This is a genomic window from Streptomyces sp. M41(2017), assembly GCF_002078175.1.
GTDB lineage: Bacteria > Actinomycetota > Actinomycetes > Streptomycetales > Streptomycetaceae > Streptomyces.
Map to the genome: position 1 here is coordinate 369,645 of NZ_MWFK01000001.1, position 20,115 is coordinate 389,759.

Sequence of the window (20,115 nt, forward strand, 5' to 3'; positions counted from 1 at the left end):
ACCGGTCGACATCCGTCGGTCGCGGTCCCGTGTCGGAACCCCTACCGGGCTGCTCCAGCGGGGCACACGCCTTGACAGCTGATCCAACGCCTCGGGAGGCTGACCGCAATGGACTTCCATGAGACTCATGACGGGTTGACCGAGGCCAACGCGCGACGGGCCATGCTGGTGGCGTGCGACTCCGCCGGATTGCCCCAGTTCCCGGACGCGAAGCTCCTGCGGCTCGGCGAGAACGCCCTGTTCGCCCTTCCCGAGGTGGATACCGTAGTCAGAGTCGCCCGGTCGGCGGAGATGGCCGACAAGGTTGCCAAGGAACTCGCCGTCGCGCGCTGGCTCGCCCGGTCCGGCTTTCCGTCCGTTCATCCGACGGACGCGCCACAGCCGGTCGAAGCGGACGGCCGACTGGTGACCTTCTGGGAGTTCGTGCCGGACAGCTCTCCCCCGACAGCCTGTGCCCCGCTCGCCACGCTCCTCCGCGATCTTCACGCGCTGCCGGATCCCGACTTCCCCCTTCCGGTCCTGGACCCGTTTCCTGTCATGCGTCGCCGTCTTGATGTGGCATCAGGCATCCGACGGGAGGACGTCCGCTTCCTTTCCGAAGCCTGTGACAGCGCTGAGGACGACTTCCGTACGCTCGTGGCCTCGTCACCACAGCACTTGGTCCACGGTGACGCTCATCGCGGCAACGTCCTCCGCAACAGCGACCGCACCCTCCTGATCGACTACGAGGCAGTGGCGTTGGGCCCACGGGCCTGGGACCTGGTGCCCACCGCAATGGCTGTCGACCGGTTCGATCTGCAACCCGCCGAGTACGCGGCCTTCGCGCTCACCTACGGCGCCGACGTCACCGAGTGGCACGGCTATCCGGTGCTCCGCACCACGCGGGAGTTGGGGATGACGACCTGGCTGATGCAGATCGCCCAGTCCGGCGACGCGGCGGAAGAGTTCGCGCTGCGTATGGAGTCTCTGCGAAAGGGTGACCTTGAACGGCGCTGGCACGCGCTCTGACGGCACGGCCGGCGGGCTCTTCGCTCCCTATGCCTCCCGGCCCCACCTTCGCATCACCACGGTCTATTCGACGTCCTGGGTCTGCGACCCGGCCCGGCTCACGCCGGACGGTCATGCTCCGACGGACATCCTGGCCTTCGGGCGGCTGACACCCTTCTATGACATGGCGAAGGAGCAGTTACCCAGAGTCCTCAGGAAGGAGTCCCTCGACTGCGCCTCGCTGGTGTGTCAACGCTGGCAGACCGGCCTGCCGATGGCCGCGACTCTGTGGCATTTTTTGCACCCCTCCGGTCAGGTGCTGGTGGCGCTGACGCTGGACGTTCCCCTGGGGCTTGTCGAGTCGGTTCCGCTGATGGAGGACCTCTACTACGCGAGCATCGAATGCGGCGGTGTCCCGCTGGAACAGCTCGCCGGCGAACGAGTCGGTCATCATGCGCCGAACGGCGACGCAGCGACCAGGGGCTTCCTCCCCGAACGACACCAACTGGTCTTCCGCAGTGTGTCCTCTCCGGAGGATGCGCCGGGCGACGATGTCATTCAGCGCGTCATCTACCGCTCCGATCTTCCGTACCGTCCGGAGCACAGTTCCATCAGCTACCCGGCCGAACTCAACAGACGACCCACCACAGTCGGCGCCCTCGGGCCGTACGCGAGCCTCATCTGCGGCCATCAGGACTACATTGAGAACTGCGTCCTGCTCTCCGCCGTGCAGACGGTGGGTTCTGCCGCCCGCCTGCGGGAGATCCGGGAAATCGCCTACGCCTACGGACACCGGTTCCGGGCCCGGTCAGAAACCGAACGCGACACCCATCGCCGTCGGACGATGCTGGAGTCGATCTCCGAAGGCCTGAGCCATCTCGAACTGGAACTCAGTTACAGCGTCGAAGCCGGCGGTGACATCGGAACCCTCGTCCCGGCCTTACGCGTGGAGAGCTTCCACAACGCCCTCTACACCGCGATGGGTCTGACCGGACGCTCCAGCACGATCGGCCAGATGCTGGGCCGGCTCAGCAACGCCATCGCCGCCGAACTCACCTCTGTCGAGAGTGCCGAGCAGCGAGCTGGCGACCGGCGTCGTATCCGGACGGTCGTGGCAATCACCTTCGTCACCACGGTCTCCGGAACCCTGAGTCTGCTCTTCGGCTTCTTCGGCATCAACGCCCGGCAGGTGGACGACCAACGGTCGATGTTCGACGACCGCTACACACCGATCTACGCCCTCATCGCCCTCATCCTGGCCTGCGCTTTGGCGATCTTCGGAGGGATGAGGCTGCACGAACGACGGACCGAACGGCGTGAGCGCAACCGTATCCGCAGCTGGGAGACCATTCACGGGCTCCTGGCCCGCGAATTCGGAGCCGTCATGCTGAACCCGGCCAACTTCGCCGCCCCGCATCCCCAGGCCGGACCGTCCCAGGAAGCAGGACGGGACCCCCCGATGGGGAGCCGCAGCCTTCGGGCACCCCGGCTCACTGACGTGATGGAGCGACGCCGGGTAAAGAGCGGCAGACGAGTCAGGCTGTACGCCGGGTTTTGTACCGCGGGTCCTCGCGGACGTCGCGGCGACGGCCATCCATCTAGGGCCGGCGTTGCCGCCGGCCTCGTGCGGTCTACCCGCGGACTCGGGCGAGCAGCCCTCGAACGTCCGCGCAGGAGCACCGAGGTGCTCCCTCTTGACCTTGCTCCGGGTGGGGTTTACCTAGCCGCCTGAGTCACCTCAGGCGCTGGTGGTCTCTTACACCACCGTTTCACCCTTACCGGGAACCGGAGTTCTCGGCGGTCTGTTTTCTGTGGCACTGTCCCGCGGGTCACCCCGGGTGGCCGTTAGCCACCACCCTGCCCTGTGGAGCCCGGACGTTCCTCGGGAAGGTCCACAAGGACCTCCACGCGGCCGCCCGCCCGGCTCGTCTGCCGTGTCGACCATGGTACCGGCCGGACGGGGCGGCGCGGACCGGTGGCCGCCGTCGCGAGGACCGAGCCCGCCAGGATGAGGGTGAAGGAGACCATCACGGCCGTGGTCAGCGACTCGTCGAGGAACAGTGCGCCCGCCGCCACGGCCACCGCCGGGTTGACGTACGTGATCACCGTCGCCCGCGTCGGGCCCGCCTCCCTGATCAGCTCCAGGAACGCGACGAACGCGATCGCCGTGCAGATGACGCCGAGGCCCGCGAGGGCGGCCAGGGCGTGGGCGGACGGGACGGCGTCGGGACGGGTGAGGACCGCCGCGGGGGCGTAGACCAGGGCCGCCAGCGCCAGGCAGGGGGCCGTCAGGTGGAGCGAGGGCACGTCCTTGAGGCGGCGGGCCGCGATCACCGGCGCCGTCGCGTAGCCGACGACCGTGAGCAGCACCTCCGCGAGCGACCGGGTGTCGCCGCCGGTCAGGTGCGGGACCGTGAGGACCGCGACGCCGGACAGGCCGAGGGCGAGGCCGATGACGCGCCGGGCGCCGAGGCGCTCCGTGTCGCCGAGGAGGCGGGCCGCGGCGACGCCGACGATCGGCACCCCGGCGATCAGCAGGCCGGCGGTGGAGCTGGACAGGTGGCGTTCGGCGTCCGTGAGGGTCCACCACGGGACGATGACCTCGATGCATGCGAAGGCCAGCATCGGGCGCCAGTGGGCCCGCACCGTCCGGGTCAGGCCGCCCTGGCGGATCGCGAAGGGCAGCAGCAGCGCCGCACCGATCGCACAACGCGTGAACACCACCACCGACGGAGACACCTCGTCCACCGCCACTTTGATCATCAGGTAGGGGATGCCCCAGACCACTCCCATCAGGGAGAACAGGAGCCAGCCACGTGCAGTCATACGCGCAGTCTCGGGCTGTCGGGGGTCGACCGTCTTGAACGTCGTTGCGCCGCCGTCACCGGCCGACGCCCCCTGTCATCGCGCGACCACGCTCGCGCGGTACGCCGCCGGGGTCACCCCGAGCACCCGGCGGAACCAGCGTGTCAGGTGCGCCTGGTCCGCGAAGCCGACGAGGCCGGCCACCTCGGCGGGGCGCAGCCCGGACTCCAGGAGCCGGCGGGCCCGCTGGACGCGGTGCTGGGCCAGCCAGGCGTACGGGGGTAGTCCCACGGTCGTACGGAAGGCGCGCAGGAGCTGGTAGCGGGACAGGCCGAGGTCGGCCGCGAGGACGGTGAGGGAGGGCGGGGCCTGGAGCTCGCCGGCGAGGCGGTCCCGTACGACGGTGGCGATGCCGGCCGCGCCGGGGATCCCGTCGCGGTCCGGGCGGGCCGTGGAGTGGCGTCGGGCGAGCGCGGCGAGCAGCCACGGGAAGCGTGACTCGGCCTCCAAGGGGTCCGGGCAGGCGCTCAGTTCGGTGTGGGCGGCGCGCAGCGCGGCGGCGAGTTCGGGGTCGTCGATGAGAGGTTCGCGGAAGTGCGGCGGCGGGCCGACGACTGCCTCGGTGAGGAGTGACGGCCGCGCGTAGAGGGCGCGGTAGGCGTAGCCGTCGCAGGCGGCCGGTCCGCCGGTGTGCATCTCGCCGGGCGCGAGGACGACGATGGAGCCCGGGACGGCGCGGATGCGGCCGCCGCGGTAGTCGATGATCTCGGAGCCGCCGACGCACACCCCGATGGTGAACTCCTCGTGGGCGTGCGGCGCGTAGCGGTGCCGGTCGAAGCGGGCGGTCAGCAGGTCGAGGGGCTGTCCGTCGCGCCCGAGGGTGGCCCGGGTCCAGCGGGCCTCCTCCCGGCGGGTCGGGGACCGTACCACCCCGGCGTCGTCCGTCACCGTTCCGTCCTCCCCCCTGTCCGCTCCGGTGCCGTGTGCCGGTACCGCTGGAGGGACAACGCGGACGGGTGCCGTTTCCATGCCGGGCGGCGGCCGCCGGATACGCCGACGGGCCCGGGGAGCGGAGTCCTCCTCGTGCGGAGCGGTCAGGCCGGGGCGAACTGGACCTTCGTCGTGCCGGGGTCGGCCTGGGTGAGGCGGACCCGGAGGCGTTCGCCCAGGGGGAGCCGGGAGGTGCCGCCGGTGATCCGGGCGAAGACCGCCGGGGACTCCAACTGGACGGTTCCGACGGTGGGTTCGTGTTCCTGCACGTCGACCACGCAGCCTTCGAAGAGTTCGCCGACCCGGTCCTTGAGCAGGGCGGCCTCCACGATGTCGACGCACTCGCGCTCGACGGTCCCCGCGCGCCGTCCGCCGTCCGCCATCTCCTTGGGGAGGGCGTCCAGAGCGGCGAGGGCCCACTCGGGCGACGGCTGCCCGGCGACGGCCGCGAGGCAGATCTCGGCGGCGTAGCGGTCGACGAGCCGGCGCAGCGGGGCCGTGCAGTGCGTGTAGGGCGCGGCGACGGCGGCGTGCGCGGTGACCTCGGGGAGGGCGCCGTCCCGGAAGACGGTGTAGCCGGCGCCGCGCAGCAGGGTCGTGCACTCCTGGAGGAAGGCGGCGTGGTGCGGCCGGTGCGGGTCGAGGGAGCGGATGAGCTGTGCGTACGAGACGTGGTGCGGCCAGTCGATGCGCAGGGCCCTGGCGGTGCGGCGCAGCCGTCCGACCGCTCCGTCGGGCGCGGCGGGCAGGGTGCGCAGCACTCCGGTGCCGTACGCGAGCATCAGGTCCGCCGCGGCCATGCCGGTGAGCAGGGAGATCTGGGCGTTCCAGCCGTCGGCGGGCAGCGGGGCGCGGTAGGCGAGTTCGTACGTCCCGTCCTTCTCGACGATCTCCTGCTCGGGCACGTTGAGCGAGATGCCGCCGCGTTCGACCTCCAGGGCCTCGCGGAGGGTGCCGACGTCCTTGAGGAGCGCGAGGGGTTCCTCCGCGGTCCCCGTGTCGATCTGCCGCTGCACGTGCGCGTAGTCGAGCTTGGCGCGGCTGCGGACGAGGGCGCGGCGCACGTCGGTGGCCTCGGTGCGGCCGTCGGCGTCGAGGTCGATCGTCCACAGGACGGCGGGGCAGGTCTGGTCCGGGAGGAGGCTGGCCCTGCCCTCGGAGAGGCCCGGCGGGTGGACGGGGACCTTCTCGTCGGGGAAGTAGAGGGTCATCACGCGGCGATGGGCCTCGGCGTCCAGGGCTCCGCCGGGGGTGACGAAGGCGGCGACGTCGGCGATGGCGTAGCGGACGCGGTATCCGCCGTTCTCCCTGCGGGACAGGTGCATCGCCTGGTCGAGGTCTTCGGACGTCGGCGGGTCGATGGTGAAGAGGGGGATGTCCGTCGCGTCGTACGAGGGCAGCCGGGGCGGCAGCGCGGCCTCCGCGAGCGCCTCCGCCGGGAAGGTCTCGGGCACGCCGAGTTCCGTTCGCAACGCGCTGAGGGCGGCTCGCAGCGGAGCCTCCGGTGCACCGGTGACACGGACGCGACGGCGAGGCATGGGTCGAGCCTAGGCCGGGGGTCCCCGATGGGCACGCCGAAGGGGGACCCATCGCCCAGGAGCGGGCCGTCCGGACGGCCCGCGCACACCGTTTAGGCTGGCGCCGGGCCGTTTCCACCGTGAGGAGATCCAACCGTGCTCGTGCTGCTGCCCCCCTCCGAAGGGAAGGCCTCCTCCGGCCGGGGAACCCCGCTCAAGCTGGAGTCGCTGTCCCTGTCCGGTCTCACGGAGGCACGCCAGGCGGTTCTCGACGAGCTGGTCGAGCTGTGCGCGGCCGACGAGGAGAAGGCGCGTGAGGTCCTCGGGCTGAGCGAGGGGCTGCGCGGGGAGATCGCGAAGAACACCGAGCTGCGGACCGCGGGCGCGCGTCCGGCCGCGGAGATCTACACCGGTGTCCTCTACGACTCCCTCGACCTGGCGACACTGGACACCGCGGCCAAGCGGCGCGCGGGCCGTTCGCTGCTGGTGTTCTCGGGGCTGTGGGGCGCGGTGCGGGTGACGGACCGGATCCCGTCGTACCGCTGCTCGATGGGTGTGAAGCTGCCCGGCCTCGGAGCGCTGGGCGCGCATTGGCGTGCGCCGATGGCGACCGTGCTCCCGGAGGCGGCGGGCGAGGGACTCGTCCTGGACCTGCGGTCCTCGGCGTACGCGGCGGCCTGGAAGCCGAAGGGCGAGGTCGCGGGGCGCACGGCGACGGTACGGGTGCTGCACGCGCAGCTGGTGGACGGCGTCGAGAAGCGTTCCGTCGTGAGCCACTTCAACAAGGCGACCAAGGGAAAGATCGTCCGGAGCCTGCTCAGTGCGGGTGCGGCGCCGAAGAACCCCGCCGCGCTGGTCGAGGCGCTGCGGGACCTCGGGTACACGGTCGAGGCGGAGGCGCCCGGCCGGGCGGGCCGGCCCTGGGCGCTCGACGTGGTGGTGACGGAGATCCACTGACGGACCGGCCCACGCATGGACCACGGACCGGTCCATGCCGCGATCACGGACCGGCCCACGCCGACAGACGGATGTGTCCGCGCCGAGATCACGGAGGGTCCGCGCCGAGATCACGGAGGGTCCGCGCTGAGATCGACTCCCTGAGAACCTCTGGATTGCAGCATGTGCAACGACCTTTGCGCATGCTGCACACCCCGGGCAGGATGTGGGCATGACTTCGCCGCTGCCCCCGTCTCCGCATGCCTCCGTCCTGGATCTCGCGCCCGTCGTGCCCGTCGTCGTGGTCGCGGACGCGGCCGACGCCGTTCCCCTGGCGCGGGCGCTGGTCGCCGGCGGGCTGCCCGCGATCGAGGTGACGCTGCGGACCACGGCCGCGCTCGACGCGATCCGGGCCATCGCGGCGGAGGTGCCGGACGCGGTGGTCGGCGCGGGCACCGTGCTCACACCGGAGCACGTGGCCCAGTCGGTCGCGGCGGGCGCCCGCTTCCTGGTCAGCCCGGGCTGGACGGACGCGCTGCTCGACGCGATGAAGTCGTCCGGGGTGCCGTTCCTGCCGGGGGTGTCGACCACGTCGGAGGTGGTGGCGCTGCTGGAACGCGGGGTGCGCGAGATGAAGTTCTTCCCCGCGCAGGCCGCGGGCGGTACGCCGTACCTCAAGTCGCTGGCGGGGCCGCTTCCGCAGGCCCGGTTCTGCCCGACCGGCGGCATCGGCCTCGACACCGCGCCGGACTATCTCGCCCTCCCGAACGTGGGTTGCGTGGGCGGCAGTTGGATGCTCCCCTCGGACGCGGTCGCGGCACGCGACTGGCAGCGGGTGGAACAGCTGGCCCGCGAGGCGTCGGCTCTGCGGCGCTAGGACGAGCCGTGGCCCACGGTCCCGCCCGGCACGTGGATGCGTCCATAGCTGTTCGGGACGGTCGTCGCGCTCGATTCCCCGCCGGGCACGACGGGTTGCCGGGCCCGTCCCTGCGCAACCCCGATCCCCGACTCGACGCGCCGGCAGCGGAGTTGGCGCGGTACGTCCCCGGCGGCGAGCCCGGCGGGGTTGAACCCCGGGTTCCGTCCCCGCGGCGCCGGTGCGCTCGTCGCCGGCGGGTGCTCAGCGCAGGTGCGAGGTGTCGTTGAACAGGCGGACGCTCGCGTTGCCGTCCGCGTAGTAGGCCACCGCGGAGAGGGACGCCGCCGACAGCTCCATGCGGAACAGGGACTCCGGCGGGGCGCCCAGGGCCAGCCGTACCAGGGTCTTGATCGGGGTGACGTGCGTGACGAGCAGGACGGTGCGGCCCGCGTAGGCGGCGGTCAGTCTGTCGCGGGTCTCCGCCATGCGGTGGGCGGTCGCGGCGAAGCTCTCGCCGCCGCCGGTCGGTTCGACGTCCGGGGAGCCGAGCCAGGCGTTCATGTCGTCCGGGTACCGGTCGCGGACCTCGCCGAAGGTCAGTCCCTCCCAGGCGCCGAAGTCCGTCTCGCGCAGGCCGTCCTCGACGGTCACGTCGAGACCGAGACGGGCGGCGACGACCGCCGCGGTCTCGCGGGTACGGGCCAGCGGGGACGCCACGACCGCCTGGATCGTGCCGCGTGCGGCCAGTGCCCTGGCGGCCCGCTCGGCCTGCTGCCGGCCCACGTCGGAGAGGGACGGGTCGCTGCCGCCGCTGCCCGAGAAGCGCTTCTGCGGGGTCAGGGGGGTCTCGCCGTGGCGCAGGAGGACGAAGGTGGCGGGGGCGCCCATGTCGGGGGGTGCGCCCCAGCCGACGGTGGGGGTGGTCGCCACGTTGTGCGCGGCGCGTCTGTCGTCCGTGGACTTCGCGGCTTCGCCGCCGGGGGGTGGGGTGGGGGTCTCGGTCGCCGTCCCGGTGCCGCCCGGCTGGGGCTGGCCGCGCAGTTCCCCGCGCCCCTCCACCGGCACCCCTGCACTCGCGGCTTCGCCGCCGGGGGTCGGGGTGGGGGTCTCGGTCGCCGTCCCGGTGCCGCCCGGCTGGGGCTGGCCGCGCAGTTCCCCGCGCCCCTCCACCGGCACCCCCGAACCCGCGGCTTCGCCGCCGGAGGCCGAGGTGGGGGGCTCTGTCGCCGTCCGGCTGCCGCTCGGCTGTGGCTGGTCGCGCAGTTCCCCGCGCCCCTCAACCGGCGCGCCTGCACTCGCGGCTTCGCCGCCGGAGGCCGGAGTGGGGGCCTCTGTCGCCGTCCCGGTGCCGCCCGGCTGTGACTGGTCGCGCCGTTCCCCGCGCCCCTGGACAGTCCCGGTGCCGGGGCGCTGTGGCTGGTCGCGCCGCTCCCCGCGCCCCTCGACCGGCACCGCCGGACCCGCGGCTTCGCCGACCGGCACCTCCGCGCTCGCGGCTTCGCCGGCGGGTGGGGTCCAGGGTTCGCCGCGTTTGCCTGCGTCCATCGCATCGTTGGCCAGGCGGTCCGCGTGCTTGTTCTGGGCGCGGGGGATCCACTCGTAGGTCACCTGCGAGCGGGGAAGGACCCGGGCCGCTTCCGCGGCCAGGGGCCTCATATCGGGGTGCTTGATCTGCCAGCGGCCGGACATCTGCTCGACGACCAGCTTGGAGTCCATGCGGACCCGGACCCGCGCGGCCGGGTCGAGGTCGCGGGCCGCCAGCAGCCCGGCGATCAGGCCGCGGTACTCCGCGACGTTGTTGGTGGCGACGCCGATGTACTCGGCGCGCTCCACCAGCGTCTCCCCCGTGACCGCGTCGATCACGACGGACCCGTAGCCCGCGGGCCCCGGGTTGCCCCGGGAACCTCCGTCGGCCTCGACGATGAACTCCCGCACGCGACGGACTCCCTGACTGCTACGGGCCGGAAACTGCTACAGGCCGGACTCGGACGTACGCACCAGGATGCGACGGCAGTTCTCGCAGCGCAGCACGGTGCTGGGAGACGCGGCCTTCACCTCGTTGACCTCGGTGATGTTGAGCTCCAGGCGGCAGCCCTCGCAGCGACGCTGGTACAGCCGGGCGGCACCGACGCCACCCTGCTGCTCGCGCAGCTTGTCGTACAGCTTGAGGAGATCGGCGGGCACGCTGCCGGCGATGACCGCGCGCTCCTTGGTCACCGTGGCGGCCTCGGCGTCGAACTGCTCGAACGCCGCGTCGCGCCGCCCGGTGGCGTCGTCGATCTTCGACTGGACGGACGCGTCGCGCTCGGTCAGCTCGGCGACCCGCTCCTGCGCCGACTCACGGCGCTCCATGACCTCCAGCACCACGTCCTCCAGGTCGCCCTGGCGCTTGGCGAGCGAGGTGATCTCGCGCTGGAGGTTCTCCAGGTCCTTGGGGGAGGTGACGGCACCCGAGTCCAGGCGCTGCTGGTCGCGGACGGCGCGCTGACGCACCTGGTCCACGTCCTGCTCGGCCTTGGTCTGCTCGCGGGCGCAGTCGCTCTCCTCGGTCTGCGCGGCGACGAGCAGGTCGCGCAGCTGGGTGAGGTCCTTGTTCAGCGACTCGATCTCGGCGTGCTCGGGAAGCGACCTCCGCCGGTGCGCGAGCTGCTGCAGGCGGGCGTCGAATGCCTGGACGTCGAGAAGTCGGATCTGGTCGGCGGGCTCGGCGTTCAGTTGGGGGCTCCTGATGTGTCGTTGTGAGAGGCCGCGTGAGCGGTCCAGGGGTCGGTGACCGTCCGGGAGACGTGGACGCGCAGTCCCCATCCCTTCCGGTCGGAGATCTCGTCGAGCTGGGCGGCGGCCAGCTCGCACCAGGGCCACTCGGTGGCCCAGTGCGCCGCGTCGAGCAGCGCGAGAGGACTGTGGGCGCGCGCCTCGGAGGCGGGGTGGTGGCGCAGGTCCGCGGTGAGGAAGGCGTCCACGCCCGCGGCGCGTACGTCGTCGAAGAGGCTGTCGCCCGAGCCGCCGCTGACGGCGACGGTGCGCACCAGCGCCTCGGGGTCGCCCGCGACGCGGATGCCCTGCGCGGTGGCGGGCAGCCGCTCGGCGGCCCGCGCCGCCAGTTCACGCACGGTCAGCGGGTGGTCGAGTTCACACACGCGGCCGAGGCCCCGGCGGCCCTCGGGGTCCGTCGGGTCGGGCACGAGGGGCCGTACGACCCGCAGGTCCAGCGCTCCGGCAAGGGCGTCGCTGACGCCCGGGTCGGCGCGGTCGGCGTTGGTGTGGGCGACGTGCAGCGCGATGTCGTTCTTGATCAGGGTGTGCACGACGCGGCCCTTGAAGGTGTCCGCCGCCACGGTCGTCGTCCCGCGCAGATAGAGCGGGTGGTGCGTGACCAGCAGGTCGGCGCCCAGTTGCACCGCCTCGTCGACGATGTCCTGGACCGGGTCGACGGCGAAGAGCACGCGCGTGACGTCCTGGTCCGGGGCGCCGCAGACGGTGCCGACCGCGTCCCAGCTCTCGGCCTGCTGAGGAGGCCAGAGGGATTCGAGCGCGGTGATGACTTCAGACAGACGGGGCACGGGGAAAGGCTACCTGGCCCGGGTGCCTCTCCGACCGGCCGCGGACCACCCGGCCGGTGCCCGGGCGGCCGGGCGTCCCCGGCCGCCGTCGCACGGGCTCCGTCCGCCCCGTCGCCGGCGCTTCCGCCCCTTCCTTCCGCGGCACCGTTCAGCACATCCGCCCCCGTTCCCTCAGGCGAATCCCGACATGGCCACCCTTATGTGTGAAGCCGCAGCCCGTCGGTCCCCCGTCTGTGCGTGCGAAAACTAGCTTCGTCGCCGGAGGTGACCGAACGATGACGGCCGGTGCGACGGAGCCCGTGGTGGCGAGCGAGGGCGGGATGGGCGACGGGGACGACGACGCCGCGAGTGGGTGGGCCGCTCCGCCCGCCTGTGTCATCACCGCGGACGGGACCTACGGGGCGCGGCTGACCAGCGACGGCGAGTCCTGGTACCCGGAGCGCTGGACGCTGGACGGCCCGGAGCCGTACGCCGTTCCGCTGCCCTCCCATCAGCCGGAGGAGCCCGGCACCGAGGTGCTGCCGCTGACGGACGGGAGGGTGCTGATCCATCGGGTCGCGGACGGACGCCACGCGTTCTCGCTCCTGTACCCCACCGGGCCGGGCACCGGTGAGCTGCCGCTCGGCGCGGTCGAGTGTCCCGACCCGGGCACCCGGCTGCGGCTGCTGCCGCCCGCGCCGGACGGGGAGCGGGCCTACGCGCTCGCCGTGGGACGGGGGTCCACGGCGGTGTGGCTGGTGGCTGGCGGCGCGTTCGGTCCCGAGCACCTCGCCGAGATCCCCGGGCACTGCTCGGGCGGGGTGTGGCTGGACGGCTCGGGACGGCTGCTCGCGCTGGACCGCTTCCACGGCGGCCGCACCAAGACGGTCGTCGTCGACCTGGAGCGCGGCGGAGAGGTCTCGCCGCTCCTCCAGATCGCCGAGCGCAGCAACGACCGGCTGCTCCTCGCCGACGCGGACAGCGGGCTTCTGCTGATCCGCTCCGACGCCCCCTCACCCGGCCGGGAGCGGCTCGGCTGGGGTGTGCTCGGCAGCACGCTGCCGGTCCGCTTCCCGGAGTGCCTGACGGCGACGGGCTGCTCGATCACGCCGTTCGCCATCCAGCCGGGCCAGGTGCTGACCCCGGAGGCCTGCGCGGTCGCCCTGCGCATCGACGGTCCGGGCGGCACCTGGGTGGGGATGTGGCGCCCGTCCGAACGCCGGATCGACCACCGGCCCGTGCCCGAGGGCTGGTTGGCGGGCACCGGGCTGTGGACCAGGGAGGGTGTGCTCCACCTGCCGTACGCGAACGGGGGCGTGCCGTGCGGTGTCGCCCGGCTGCAGGTGTCCCTGGGGGCGACGGAACCGGACCGGGGGGACCCGGTTCCGCCGGAGCGCCCCGCACCTCGGCCGGTCCCCCTTCAACAGGCCTCTCTGCACGGCCGGTTGACCACCTCTCGGAATCCGGTGGTGAGCGCGGGTCCCGTGCTCCGCACGTCCGACGCCCACCCGGCCCGGCAGGCGGACGCCACCCGCCGGCCGCCGCGCACCGACGCGGACCACGCGACCTCGGTCGCCGGAGTGCACCGGCACACCGCCGCCCCGGAACCCCGGCGCGCGGAAAAGCCGGGGTCGGGGGAACCGGGGACTCGGACACCCGGGTCGACGCCGGCGGGTGCGGTGTCGGCGGGTGCGGTGACATCGGGTGCGGGGACGTCGACCGTCGGAGCGCCCGCAGCGGGGGCGCCCGGTCCCGGCCCGCGCCTCCTCGCGGTACCGGTCGAGGTCCAGCGCGCACCGGCCCCGGCGGCCCCGTACGCGGACGCCACCACCGACGTCGACGCACGGTCGGCCGAAGGCGAGCGATCCGTCCCGCCGGTCGCACCCGAGCCGACGGAACCGCGTCGGCCGAGGCCGGGTCTCTGGACCAAGGTCGCCGCGACACCCCCGCCCGGCAGGAGTCTCGGCGCCGGCTTCGTCGCGTCCCTGCCCCTGGAGGTCGAGGCACATCCCGCGGTCACCCACGGCGGACCCGAACTGCCCCTGAGGCAGGACGGCTTCAGTGAGCCGCAGCCGCCCCGCGAGCCCCGGCAGCGGGCCGACTTCGGCGAACGCGAACAACCCCTGGAACCCCAGCAGCAGGCCGACTTCAGTGGACGCGAACTTCCCCTGGACCCCCAGGAGCAGGGCGACCTCGGCGGACGCGAACGGCCCCTGGACCCCCAGGGGCAAGGCGGCCTCGGCGGACGTGAACTACCGCTGACACAGCCCGACTTCGGCGGCGGCGAACCGCCCCTGGAGCAGACCGCCGCATTCGACCGCGGAGGGCTGCCGATGGAGCAGTCGGCGGCCACCGGTTCCCCGCACCCCTCCGACCACCGGCAGCTCCCCGTTTCGGCACCACTCCCCGTTTCGGCACCGCTCCCCGACCACCGGCAGCCCCCCGTTTCGGCGCCGCTCCCCGACCACCGGCAGCCCCCCGTTTCCGCCCAGCCAGCGGGCGCAGCGGAGTTCACCGCAGCGCCGGAGTTCACCGCAGCGCCGGAGTTCACCGGGGCGCCGGAGTTCAGGGGAACACCGGAGTTCACCGGCTTCACGCGGATCGCCGACTCCCCCGGCTCCGGGAGCTTCGCGGACTTCACCGCTTTCCGGGGCGAGACCCCGCTGCGGAGCTTCGAGCCCCAGCAGCTCCCGCCCGAGCAGCCGTGGCGCGACGCGGCCCCGGCCCTCCCGCAGGCGCCCGCACACGACGCGGAGTGGAGCCCGGAGCCCTCCCCGAGCCCCGAGCACCGCGAGGAGCCGGAGAACTCGGGGAGCCTCGGCGGCCCCGGCCGTGCGGAGTCGCCGGACCGCTGGGAGCACCAGGACGTCCCCGCCCGTCGCACGCCCCCGACCCACCGCCGTCCGCTGCACGCCGGTCCGCCCACGCCTGTCGAGCAGACGTCGGAGGGAGAGATCGCACCGCCCGGTGTCGCGGCCCCGGACGCGGCCTCTCCCGGGAATCCGGCGGCGACCGCTCCCGGAGGCGGGGAGGAAACGGGCGGAGAGGATGAAGAAACGTCACCCTCCGCCACCCGGGCGATGACGGCACGTTAGACTCCCCCGGCTGAAAAGAAGGATCTTGCATACGGGGTGAACACTTCAATGAACGACACCAGCACCACGGAAACGCGGGGCTCGGACGTCCACGAGACGTCGACGGGCCGGTCGGACGGCCACGGCAGACACCGTGGACCGGTCTCCGGCCACGACGACGAGGCGAGCCCCCAGGGACGCCACCGCAAGCCGTCCGGCCAGTCCGGTCAGCCCGGACAGTCGGGCACGGCGATCTGACGGCTCCGCCGGTTCTCGTCGCGTCGACGATCCGAACGGCACACGGCCCCGCTCGCACCAACACGAGCGGGGCCGTTCCCTGTCCGTGCGGGTGTCCACGTCCGCATCCGCGCCGGGGCTCTCCCGGTGGCACGCTTCGCCGACGGACGGCCGCGCAGCTCAGCGAGCGGTGCCGTCCCGGTCCCTCTTGAGACCCAGCACCTCGGCCGCCGCGAACGTCTCGCCGCGCGGCCGGTCCGCGTAGTACGGGGTGAGCAGCGCGTCGAGTTCGTCGTGGCTGAAGGTGTCCTGTTTGCTGTCGAACTGGGCTGCCACCCGCGGTCGTTCGACGACGGCGACCATGCCTCCGTGCACCACGAGGAGCTGTCCGTTGACGTCGGCGGCGGCGGGCGAGGCCAGATAGCCGACGAGCGGGGCGACATGCTCGGGGGCGAGCGGGTCGAGTCCCTCGTCCGGCCTGCCGAATCCGGCGAAGACGTCCTCGGTCATACGGGTCCGGGCGCGCGGGCAGATGACGTTGGCCGTGACGCCGTACTTGGCGAGCGCCAGGGCCGTCGAGGTCGTCAGCCCGACGATCCCGCCCTTCGCCGCCGCGTAGTTGGGCTGTCCGGCGGATCCGGCGAGGAAGGCCTCCGAGGAGGTGTTCACGATCCGCCCGTACACCGGTGCGCCGGTGGCCTTGGAGCGGTCCCGCCAGTGCGCGGACGCGAAGTGGGTGGTGTTGAAGTGTCCTTTGAGGTGGACGCGGATGACGGAGTCCCACTCGTCCTCGGTCATGGAGAAGACCATGCGGTCGCGCAGGATGCCCGCGTTGTTGACGAGGATGTCGAGTCTCCCGAACTCGGTGACGGCCGACTCGACGAGCTCGCGGGCCTGTTCGTGGTCGGCGACGTCTCCGGTGTGGGCGAGGGCCCGGCCGCCCGCGGCGCGGATCTCCGCGGCGACCTGCTCCGCGGGAGCGTCCGAGGCCTCGCCCGAACCGTCCCGTCCGGGCTGTCCGAAGTCGTTGACGACGACGGCCGCGCCGAGCCGTGCGAGTTCCAGTGCCTCGGCCCGGCCGAGGCCGCGGCCCGCGCCGGTGACGATCGCGGTCAGCCCGTCAAGTGGCAGTGACATCAGGGTCCTTAGCGGTTGTCGTGGGGGGCCTCGGAGGGCGGGGTCTCGCGGGACACCCGCCCTCCTCGTGCTCGGCGGGCCCCGGGGCGGTCTCGGAACGGGTCAGATCTCGATGCACGTCCGCAGGGCGGTGCCCGAACGCATCTGGTCGAGGGCCTCGTTGATCCCGGCGAGCGGTACCCGGTGGGTGATGAGGCTCTCCAGGTCGATGCGTCCCGCGCGCCACAGGGCGATGGTCCGTTCGTAGGAGCGCAGGACGTCGCCGCCGCCGTACATGGAGGGCAGGATGCGCTTCTCGTCGAAGAACAGCTCGAACATGTTGAGCTGGAGGAAGTCGTCCATGGCGCCCGCTCCGACGACGACGAGCGTGCCGCCGCGGCGGGTGTGGTCGTAGGCGGTGCGGGCGGTGGCGGACCTGCCGACGACCTCGAAGACGTAGTCGAAGCCCTCGCCCGCGGTCACCGACTGCTTGGCGTCGCCGAGTTCCTCGGGCGACACGGCCCGGGTCGCGCCGAAGCGGAGGGCCGCCTCGCGGCGTGAGGCGACCGGGTCGACGGCGACGATCTCGGCGGCTCCCTTGAGGCGGGCGCCCTGGATCGCGGAGATGCCGACGCCTCCGCAGCCGATGACGGCGACCGACGAACCGGCCTCCACGTCGGCGGTGTTGAGGGCGGCGCCGAGTCCGGTGGTGACGCCGCAGCCGATCAGGGCGGCGATGTCGAAGGGCACGTCGTCGGGGATGGGGACGGCGCAGCCCGCGTCGACGACGACCTCCTCGGTGAAGGTGCCGGTGCCGGCGAACCCGAAGACGTCGCCGCCGGGTCGCCGGAAGTTGGGCGTGCCCGCGTTCATGAAGCCGGCCAGGCACAGCTCGGTCTGGCCGCGCTTGCAGGCCGGACAGACGCCGCAGGCCGGCAGCCAGCAGACGACGACCCGGTCGCCCGCCTTCAGATGTCCCACTCCGTCACCGACCTCGACGATCTCACCGGCGCCCTCGTGCCCGGGGACGAACGGCGCGGGCTGCGGCAGTACACCGTTCATCGCCGACAGGTCCGAGTGGCACAGCCCGGTGGCGCGGACCCGGATGCGCACCTTTCCGGGCCCGAAGCCCACCGCCTCGACGTCGTCGAGGACTTCGAGCTTGTCCTGGCCTATCTCGTGCAGTACGGCTGCGCGCATGGTGCGGCTCCCCTCGGGATGGTTCGTGCGACGGGTCACGTGGGTTCGGCGGTCAGGTGTGATCGACGGTGGTGTCGGCGAGGACCGGCGCGTCGTCCCGTTCGGCCGCGCTCACCGTCACCCGGACCGCGCCGTCGTGGCGCCACATCCGGATGCGCAGGGTCTCGCCGGGGAAGACGACGCCGGCGAAGCGGGTGGTGTACGAGCGGACGCGGGTCACGTCGCCGCCGAGGAGGGTGTCGACGACGGCCTTGAGCGTCATGCCGTACGTGCACAGCCCGTGCAGGATCGGCCGGTCGAACCCGGCGAGCTTGGCGAACTCGGGGTCGGCGTGCAGCGGGTTCCGGTCGCCGGAGAGCCGGTAGAGGAGCGCCTGGTCCTCGCGGACGGGGCGTTCGACGGTCCGGTCGGGATCGCCGGACGGGGGTTCGAGGCGGGCGGAGGGGCCCCGGTCGCCGCCCCAGCCGCCCTCGCCGCGTACGAAGATCTGGGCGTCGTTCGTCCACAAGGGGCCCTCGGCGTCGGCGACTTCGGTGCGCATGACGAGGACGGCCGCCTTGCCCTTGTCGTAGACCGCGGCGATCCGGCCGGTCGCGGTCGCCGTGCCCTCGGCGGGGATCGGGCGGTGCAGCCGGACGGTCTGGCCGCCGTGCAGCACGCGGGCGAGGTCGACGTCGACGCCGGGCATGGAGAGACCGCTGATCACGCCCGGTGAACCGGCGCCCGCGACGGTGGCGAAGCTCGGCAGGACGTGCAGCCTGGATTCGAGGGTGTAGCGCAGCTCGTCGGGGTCGGTCGCGGGCACGCCCGCGCCGAGGCCGAGATGGTAGAGCTGGACGTCCTTGTGGCTCCAGGCGATCTCGCCGGTCCGCGGTTCGGCGGCGACGGCCTTGGCGGCGTCAATGGGCATGGGGCTCCTGACTCGACTGCGCGAAAGACCTCGGTGCGACCGTCCGCACCGTCGGCCGCACCGAGGTCGACACCGGGGCCGGGGAACCCGCCCGTTCTAGAACGCGTTCCAGTCCGGCGAACCCCTGTATAGCCCAGCCCTCAGCACTTGTGAAGACTCCTGACACCATGTCAGATCGAGTCGGCGTGCGGGCCTTCGAGGGCGCCGGGCCGACGCCGGGGCGACCATGACATTTGTCCCGGGCGACTGCTGACAACTGCATCTGCCGGTGGCTCCGGCGGAGCTCTAGCGTCGTTCTCATGACACAGACGACGGGGACACCACCGGCCGTGTCCTTCATGGGGGCGGTCAAGACGTTCGGCGCGGTGCGCGCGGTGGCCGGCATCGACCTGGACGTGGCGTGCGGCGAGACGGTGGCGCTGCTGGGGCGCAACGGCGCGGGCAAGTCGACGGCGATCTCGCTGCTGCTCGGCCTGAACGAACCGGACGGGGGCTCGGTCGCGCTGTTCGGCGGCAGCCCGCAGGAGGCGGTGCGGGCCGGCCGGGTCGGAGCGATGCTGCAGGACACCCGGCCCGTGTCGCGCGTCACCGTCCAGGAGCTGGTCTCCTTCGTGGCGGGCCGCTATCCGGCACCGCTCCCGGTCGCCGAGACCCTGCGGCTCGCGGGCGTCGAGGAACTGGCGGGGCGGCGCGCGGACCGGCTGTCCGGCGGTCAGGCGCAGCGGGTCCGGTTCGCTCTGGCGCTCGCCGGGGACCCCGCGCTGATCGTCCTCGACGAGCCGACGGCGGCGCTCGACGTGGAGGCGCGGCACGCGTTCTGGGAGTCGATGCGGGCCTACGCGCTGCGCGGCCACACCGTCCTCTTCTCCACGCACTATCTGGAGGAGGCCGACGCGCACGCGGACCGGATCGTCGTCCTCGACCGGGGGCGGCTCGTCGCGGACGGGACCGGGGAGGAACTGAGGCGCTCGGCGGGCGGCGGCCTGGTCGCGTTCGACCTGGCGGGGCGGGGCACCGAGGGTCTGGCACTGCTGCCCGGCGTGGTCGCCGTCGAGGTGCGCGGGGACCGGGCCCGGCTGCGCACGGACGATCCGGACGCGACCGTGATCGCGCTGGCGGAGCTGGGGGCGATACGCGGCCTCGAAGTCGCCCCCGCCTCCCTGGACGACGCCTTCCTGGCCCTCACCTCGCACGCTCTGGAGACGGTGTGATGATCGACTATCTGCGGCTCGAAGTGCGCCGGACGCTGCGCGACACCGGCTTCGTGATCGGCGGCGTGGCGATGCCGGTGATGATGTATCTGCTGTTCACCAACCTGGGCGGCGGGGACGACGGCGCGTGGAAGACGGCGTCCATGGTGGGGATGGCCGCGTACGGCGCGGTGGGTTCGGCGCTCAACACCGGGGGTGGCGTCGCCGAGGACAAGGTGACCGGCTGGCTGCGGCAGCTGCGGGTCACGCCGATGACGCCGCGCCAGGTGGTGCTCGGGCGGGCCCTGACGGGTTCGGTGACGGTGCTCCCGGCGATCGTGGCGGTGCTGGCGGCGGGCGGTCTGGTCAACGGCGTACGGCTGGCGGCCTGGCAGTGGGCGGCGACCGCCGTGCTCCTGTGGATCGGCTCGGTCCCGTTCACCCTGCTGGGCCTCGGGAACGGCTACCGTCTGACCGCGCAGACCACGGGCGTCGCGAACATGGTGTGCAACCTGGGGCTGTCGGTGGTCGGCGGGCTGTGGTTCCCGCTCGCGCTCTTCCCCGGCTGGCTGCGTTCGGTCGCGGCCTACACGCCCACGAACCGGTTCGCGCAGCTGGGCGTGGCGGTCACGGAGGGCCGTGCACCGTCGCTCGCGGCGGTCGCGGTGCTGACGGGCTGGCTGATGGCCTTCGGTTCGTACGCGGTCGTCTCGTACCGTCGATCCGCACGAACCGTCTGAACGGGGAGCGGG

General features: G+C 72.8%; 17 protein-coding genes, 1 other RNA gene and 1 pseudogene. 9 read left to right on the forward strand and 10 right to left on the reverse strand.

Translation table 11 applies throughout. The annotated features are described in order from the left end of the window. Positions 1-108 precede the first annotated feature (108 nt). Complete coding sequence (locus tag B0675_RS01640; protein ID WP_241539669.1) at positions 109-1,008, forward strand: aminoglycoside phosphotransferase family protein; 900 nt, start codon at positions 109-111, stop codon at positions 1,006-1,008. A 919-nt stretch (positions 1,009-1,927) separates the two neighbouring features. Here B0675_RS01640 and B0675_RS41230 read toward each other — a convergent pair. Beyond that, positions 1,928-2,341, reverse strand: coding sequence for a hypothetical protein (locus B0675_RS41230; RefSeq protein WP_179165219.1), 414 nt, complete (start codon positions 2,339-2,341; stop codon positions 1,928-1,930). A gap of 173 nt (positions 2,342-2,514) precedes the next feature. Then, positions 2,515-2,915, reverse strand: an RNA gene (rnpB, locus tag B0675_RS01650) — RNase P RNA component class A. 86 nt (positions 2,916-3,001) lie between these two features. Between rnpB and B0675_RS41810 the strand changes: the two genes are divergently transcribed. Together B0675_RS41810 and B0675_RS41815 are read left to right on the forward strand one after the other, a co-directional pair. Further along, positions 3,002-3,244 carry a hypothetical protein gene (locus B0675_RS41810; protein ID WP_241539670.1) on the forward strand — a complete coding sequence of 81 codons (243 nt, stop codon included), beginning with the start codon at positions 3,002-3,004 and terminating at the stop codon, positions 3,242-3,244. Positions 3,245-3,583: 339 nt separating this feature from the next. Continuing rightward, the gene (locus B0675_RS41815) at positions 3,584-3,757 is read left to right on the forward strand and encodes a hypothetical protein (protein ID WP_164373100.1); all 174 of its coding nucleotides are present in this window, start codon (positions 3,584-3,586) and stop codon (positions 3,755-3,757) included. A gap of 131 nt (positions 3,758-3,888) precedes the next feature. On the opposite strand, the gene B0675_RS01660 is transcribed toward B0675_RS41815, so the two are convergent. After that, the gene (locus tag B0675_RS01660) at positions 3,889-4,740 is read right to left on the reverse strand and encodes an AraC family transcriptional regulator (protein WP_241539671.1); all 852 of its coding nucleotides are present in this window, start codon (positions 4,738-4,740) and stop codon (positions 3,889-3,891) included. Positions 4,741-4,886: 146 nt separating this feature from the next. Then, the gene (locus tag B0675_RS01665; RefSeq protein WP_081216944.1) at positions 4,887-6,320 is read right to left on the reverse strand and encodes an RNB domain-containing ribonuclease; all 1,434 of its coding nucleotides are present in this window, start codon (positions 6,318-6,320) and stop codon (positions 4,887-4,889) included. Positions 6,321-6,455: 135 nt separating this feature from the next. On the opposite strand from B0675_RS01665, the gene yaaA reads away from it, so the two are divergent. Both yaaA and eda read left to right on the forward strand, forming a co-directional pair. After that, a complete protein-coding gene (yaaA, locus tag B0675_RS01670; RefSeq protein ID WP_081216945.1) occupies positions 6,456-7,256 on the forward strand; it encodes a peroxide stress protein YaaA in 801 nt (266 codons plus the stop codon). Between the two features lie 211 nt (positions 7,257-7,467). Continuing rightward, positions 7,468-8,112 carry a bifunctional 4-hydroxy-2-oxoglutarate aldolase/2-dehydro-3-deoxy-phosphogluconate aldolase gene (eda, locus tag B0675_RS01675; RefSeq protein WP_081216946.1) on the forward strand — a complete coding sequence of 215 codons (645 nt, stop codon included), beginning with the start codon at positions 7,468-7,470 and terminating at the stop codon, positions 8,110-8,112. 243 nt (positions 8,113-8,355) lie between these two features. Here the strand turns inward: eda and B0675_RS01680 are convergent, their stop codons facing one another. From B0675_RS01680 to B0675_RS01690, 3 genes are read right to left on the reverse strand one after another with little or no spacing between them, the layout of a single operon-like run. Beyond that, positions 8,356-10,029, reverse strand: coding sequence for a bifunctional RNase H/acid phosphatase (locus B0675_RS01680; protein WP_081216947.1), 1,674 nt, complete (start codon positions 10,027-10,029; stop codon positions 8,356-8,358). A 36-nt stretch (positions 10,030-10,065) separates the two neighbouring features. Then, positions 10,066-10,809: a C4-type zinc ribbon domain-containing protein gene (locus tag B0675_RS01685; protein ID WP_179165372.1), complete on the reverse strand. Its 744-nt coding sequence runs from the start codon at positions 10,807-10,809 to the stop codon at positions 10,066-10,068. Beyond that, positions 10,806-11,657 carry a Nif3-like dinuclear metal center hexameric protein gene (locus B0675_RS01690; protein ID WP_081216949.1) on the reverse strand — a complete coding sequence of 284 codons (852 nt, stop codon included), beginning with the start codon at positions 11,655-11,657 and terminating at the stop codon, positions 10,806-10,808. Before B0675_RS01690 ends, B0675_RS01685 begins: the two co-directional genes overlap by 4 nt. 320 nt (positions 11,658-11,977) lie before the next feature. Here B0675_RS01690 and B0675_RS01695 point away from each other — a divergent pair. Beyond that, positions 11,978-13,084: pseudogene (locus B0675_RS01695) on the forward strand (hypothetical protein); the annotation flags it as partial. Positions 13,085-14,779: 1,695 nt separating this feature from the next. Beyond that, positions 14,780-14,968, forward strand: coding sequence for a hypothetical protein (locus B0675_RS01700; RefSeq protein ID WP_081216950.1), 189 nt, complete (start codon positions 14,780-14,782; stop codon positions 14,966-14,968). A 159-nt stretch (positions 14,969-15,127) separates the two neighbouring features. Here the strand turns inward: B0675_RS01700 and B0675_RS01705 are convergent, their stop codons facing one another. From B0675_RS01705 to B0675_RS01715, 3 genes are all read right to left on the reverse strand, one after another. Beyond that, positions 15,128-16,084, reverse strand: a complete 957-nt coding sequence (locus tag B0675_RS01705) for a 3-oxoacyl-ACP reductase (RefSeq protein ID WP_081216951.1) — start codon at positions 16,082-16,084, stop codon at positions 15,128-15,130. A 102-nt stretch (positions 16,085-16,186) separates the two neighbouring features. Then, positions 16,187-17,263, reverse strand: a complete 1,077-nt coding sequence (locus tag B0675_RS01710) for a Zn-dependent alcohol dehydrogenase (RefSeq protein ID WP_081216952.1) — start codon at positions 17,261-17,263, stop codon at positions 16,187-16,189. Positions 17,264-17,315: 52 nt separating this feature from the next. Next, on the reverse strand, positions 17,316-18,173 hold the full coding sequence (locus tag B0675_RS01715) for a MaoC/PaaZ C-terminal domain-containing protein (protein WP_081216953.1): 858 nt from the start codon (positions 18,171-18,173) through the stop codon (positions 17,316-17,318). A 299-nt stretch (positions 18,174-18,472) separates the two neighbouring features. On the opposite strand from B0675_RS01715, the gene B0675_RS01720 reads away from it, so the two are divergent. Together B0675_RS01720 and B0675_RS01725 are read left to right on the forward strand one after the other, a co-directional pair. Then, complete coding sequence (locus B0675_RS01720) at positions 18,473-19,384, forward strand: ABC transporter ATP-binding protein (protein WP_081216954.1); 912 nt, start codon at positions 18,473-18,475, stop codon at positions 19,382-19,384. Continuing rightward, a complete protein-coding gene (locus tag B0675_RS01725; RefSeq protein ID WP_081216955.1) occupies positions 19,384-20,103 on the forward strand; it encodes an ABC transporter permease in 720 nt (239 codons plus the stop codon). The genes B0675_RS01720 and B0675_RS01725 overlap by 1 nt, the downstream gene beginning before the upstream one ends. The last annotated feature ends 12 nt before the right edge of the window (positions 20,104-20,115 follow it).

Coding starts and splice junctions, on each gene's coding strand:
- B0675_RS01715 (WP_081216953.1), bottom strand. CDS start 18,173: ATGCCCATTGACGCCGCCAAGGCCGTCGCCGCCGAACCGCGGACCGGC.
- B0675_RS01705 (WP_081216951.1), bottom strand. CDS start 16,084: ATGTCACTGCCACTTGACGGGCTGACCGCGATCGTCACCGGCGCGGGC.
- eda (WP_081216946.1), top strand. CDS start 7,468: ATGACTTCGCCGCTGCCCCCGTCTCCGCATGCCTCCGTCCTGGATCTC.
- B0675_RS01710 (WP_081216952.1), bottom strand. CDS start 17,263: ATGCGCGCAGCCGTACTGCACGAGATAGGCCAGGACAAGCTCGAAGTC.
- B0675_RS41815 (WP_164373100.1), top strand. CDS start 3,584: ATGACCTCGATGCATGCGAAGGCCAGCATCGGGCGCCAGTGGGCCCGC.
- B0675_RS01640 (WP_241539669.1), top strand. CDS start 109: ATGGACTTCCATGAGACTCATGACGGGTTGACCGAGGCCAACGCGCGA.
- B0675_RS01665 (WP_081216944.1), bottom strand. CDS start 6,320: ATGCCTCGCCGTCGCGTCCGTGTCACCGGTGCACCGGAGGCTCCGCTG.
- B0675_RS01700 (WP_081216950.1), top strand. CDS start 14,780: ATGAACGACACCAGCACCACGGAAACGCGGGGCTCGGACGTCCACGAG.
- B0675_RS01720 (WP_081216954.1), top strand. CDS start 18,473: ATGACACAGACGACGGGGACACCACCGGCCGTGTCCTTCATGGGGGCG.
- B0675_RS01725 (WP_081216955.1), top strand. CDS start 19,384: ATGATCGACTATCTGCGGCTCGAAGTGCGCCGGACGCTGCGCGACACC.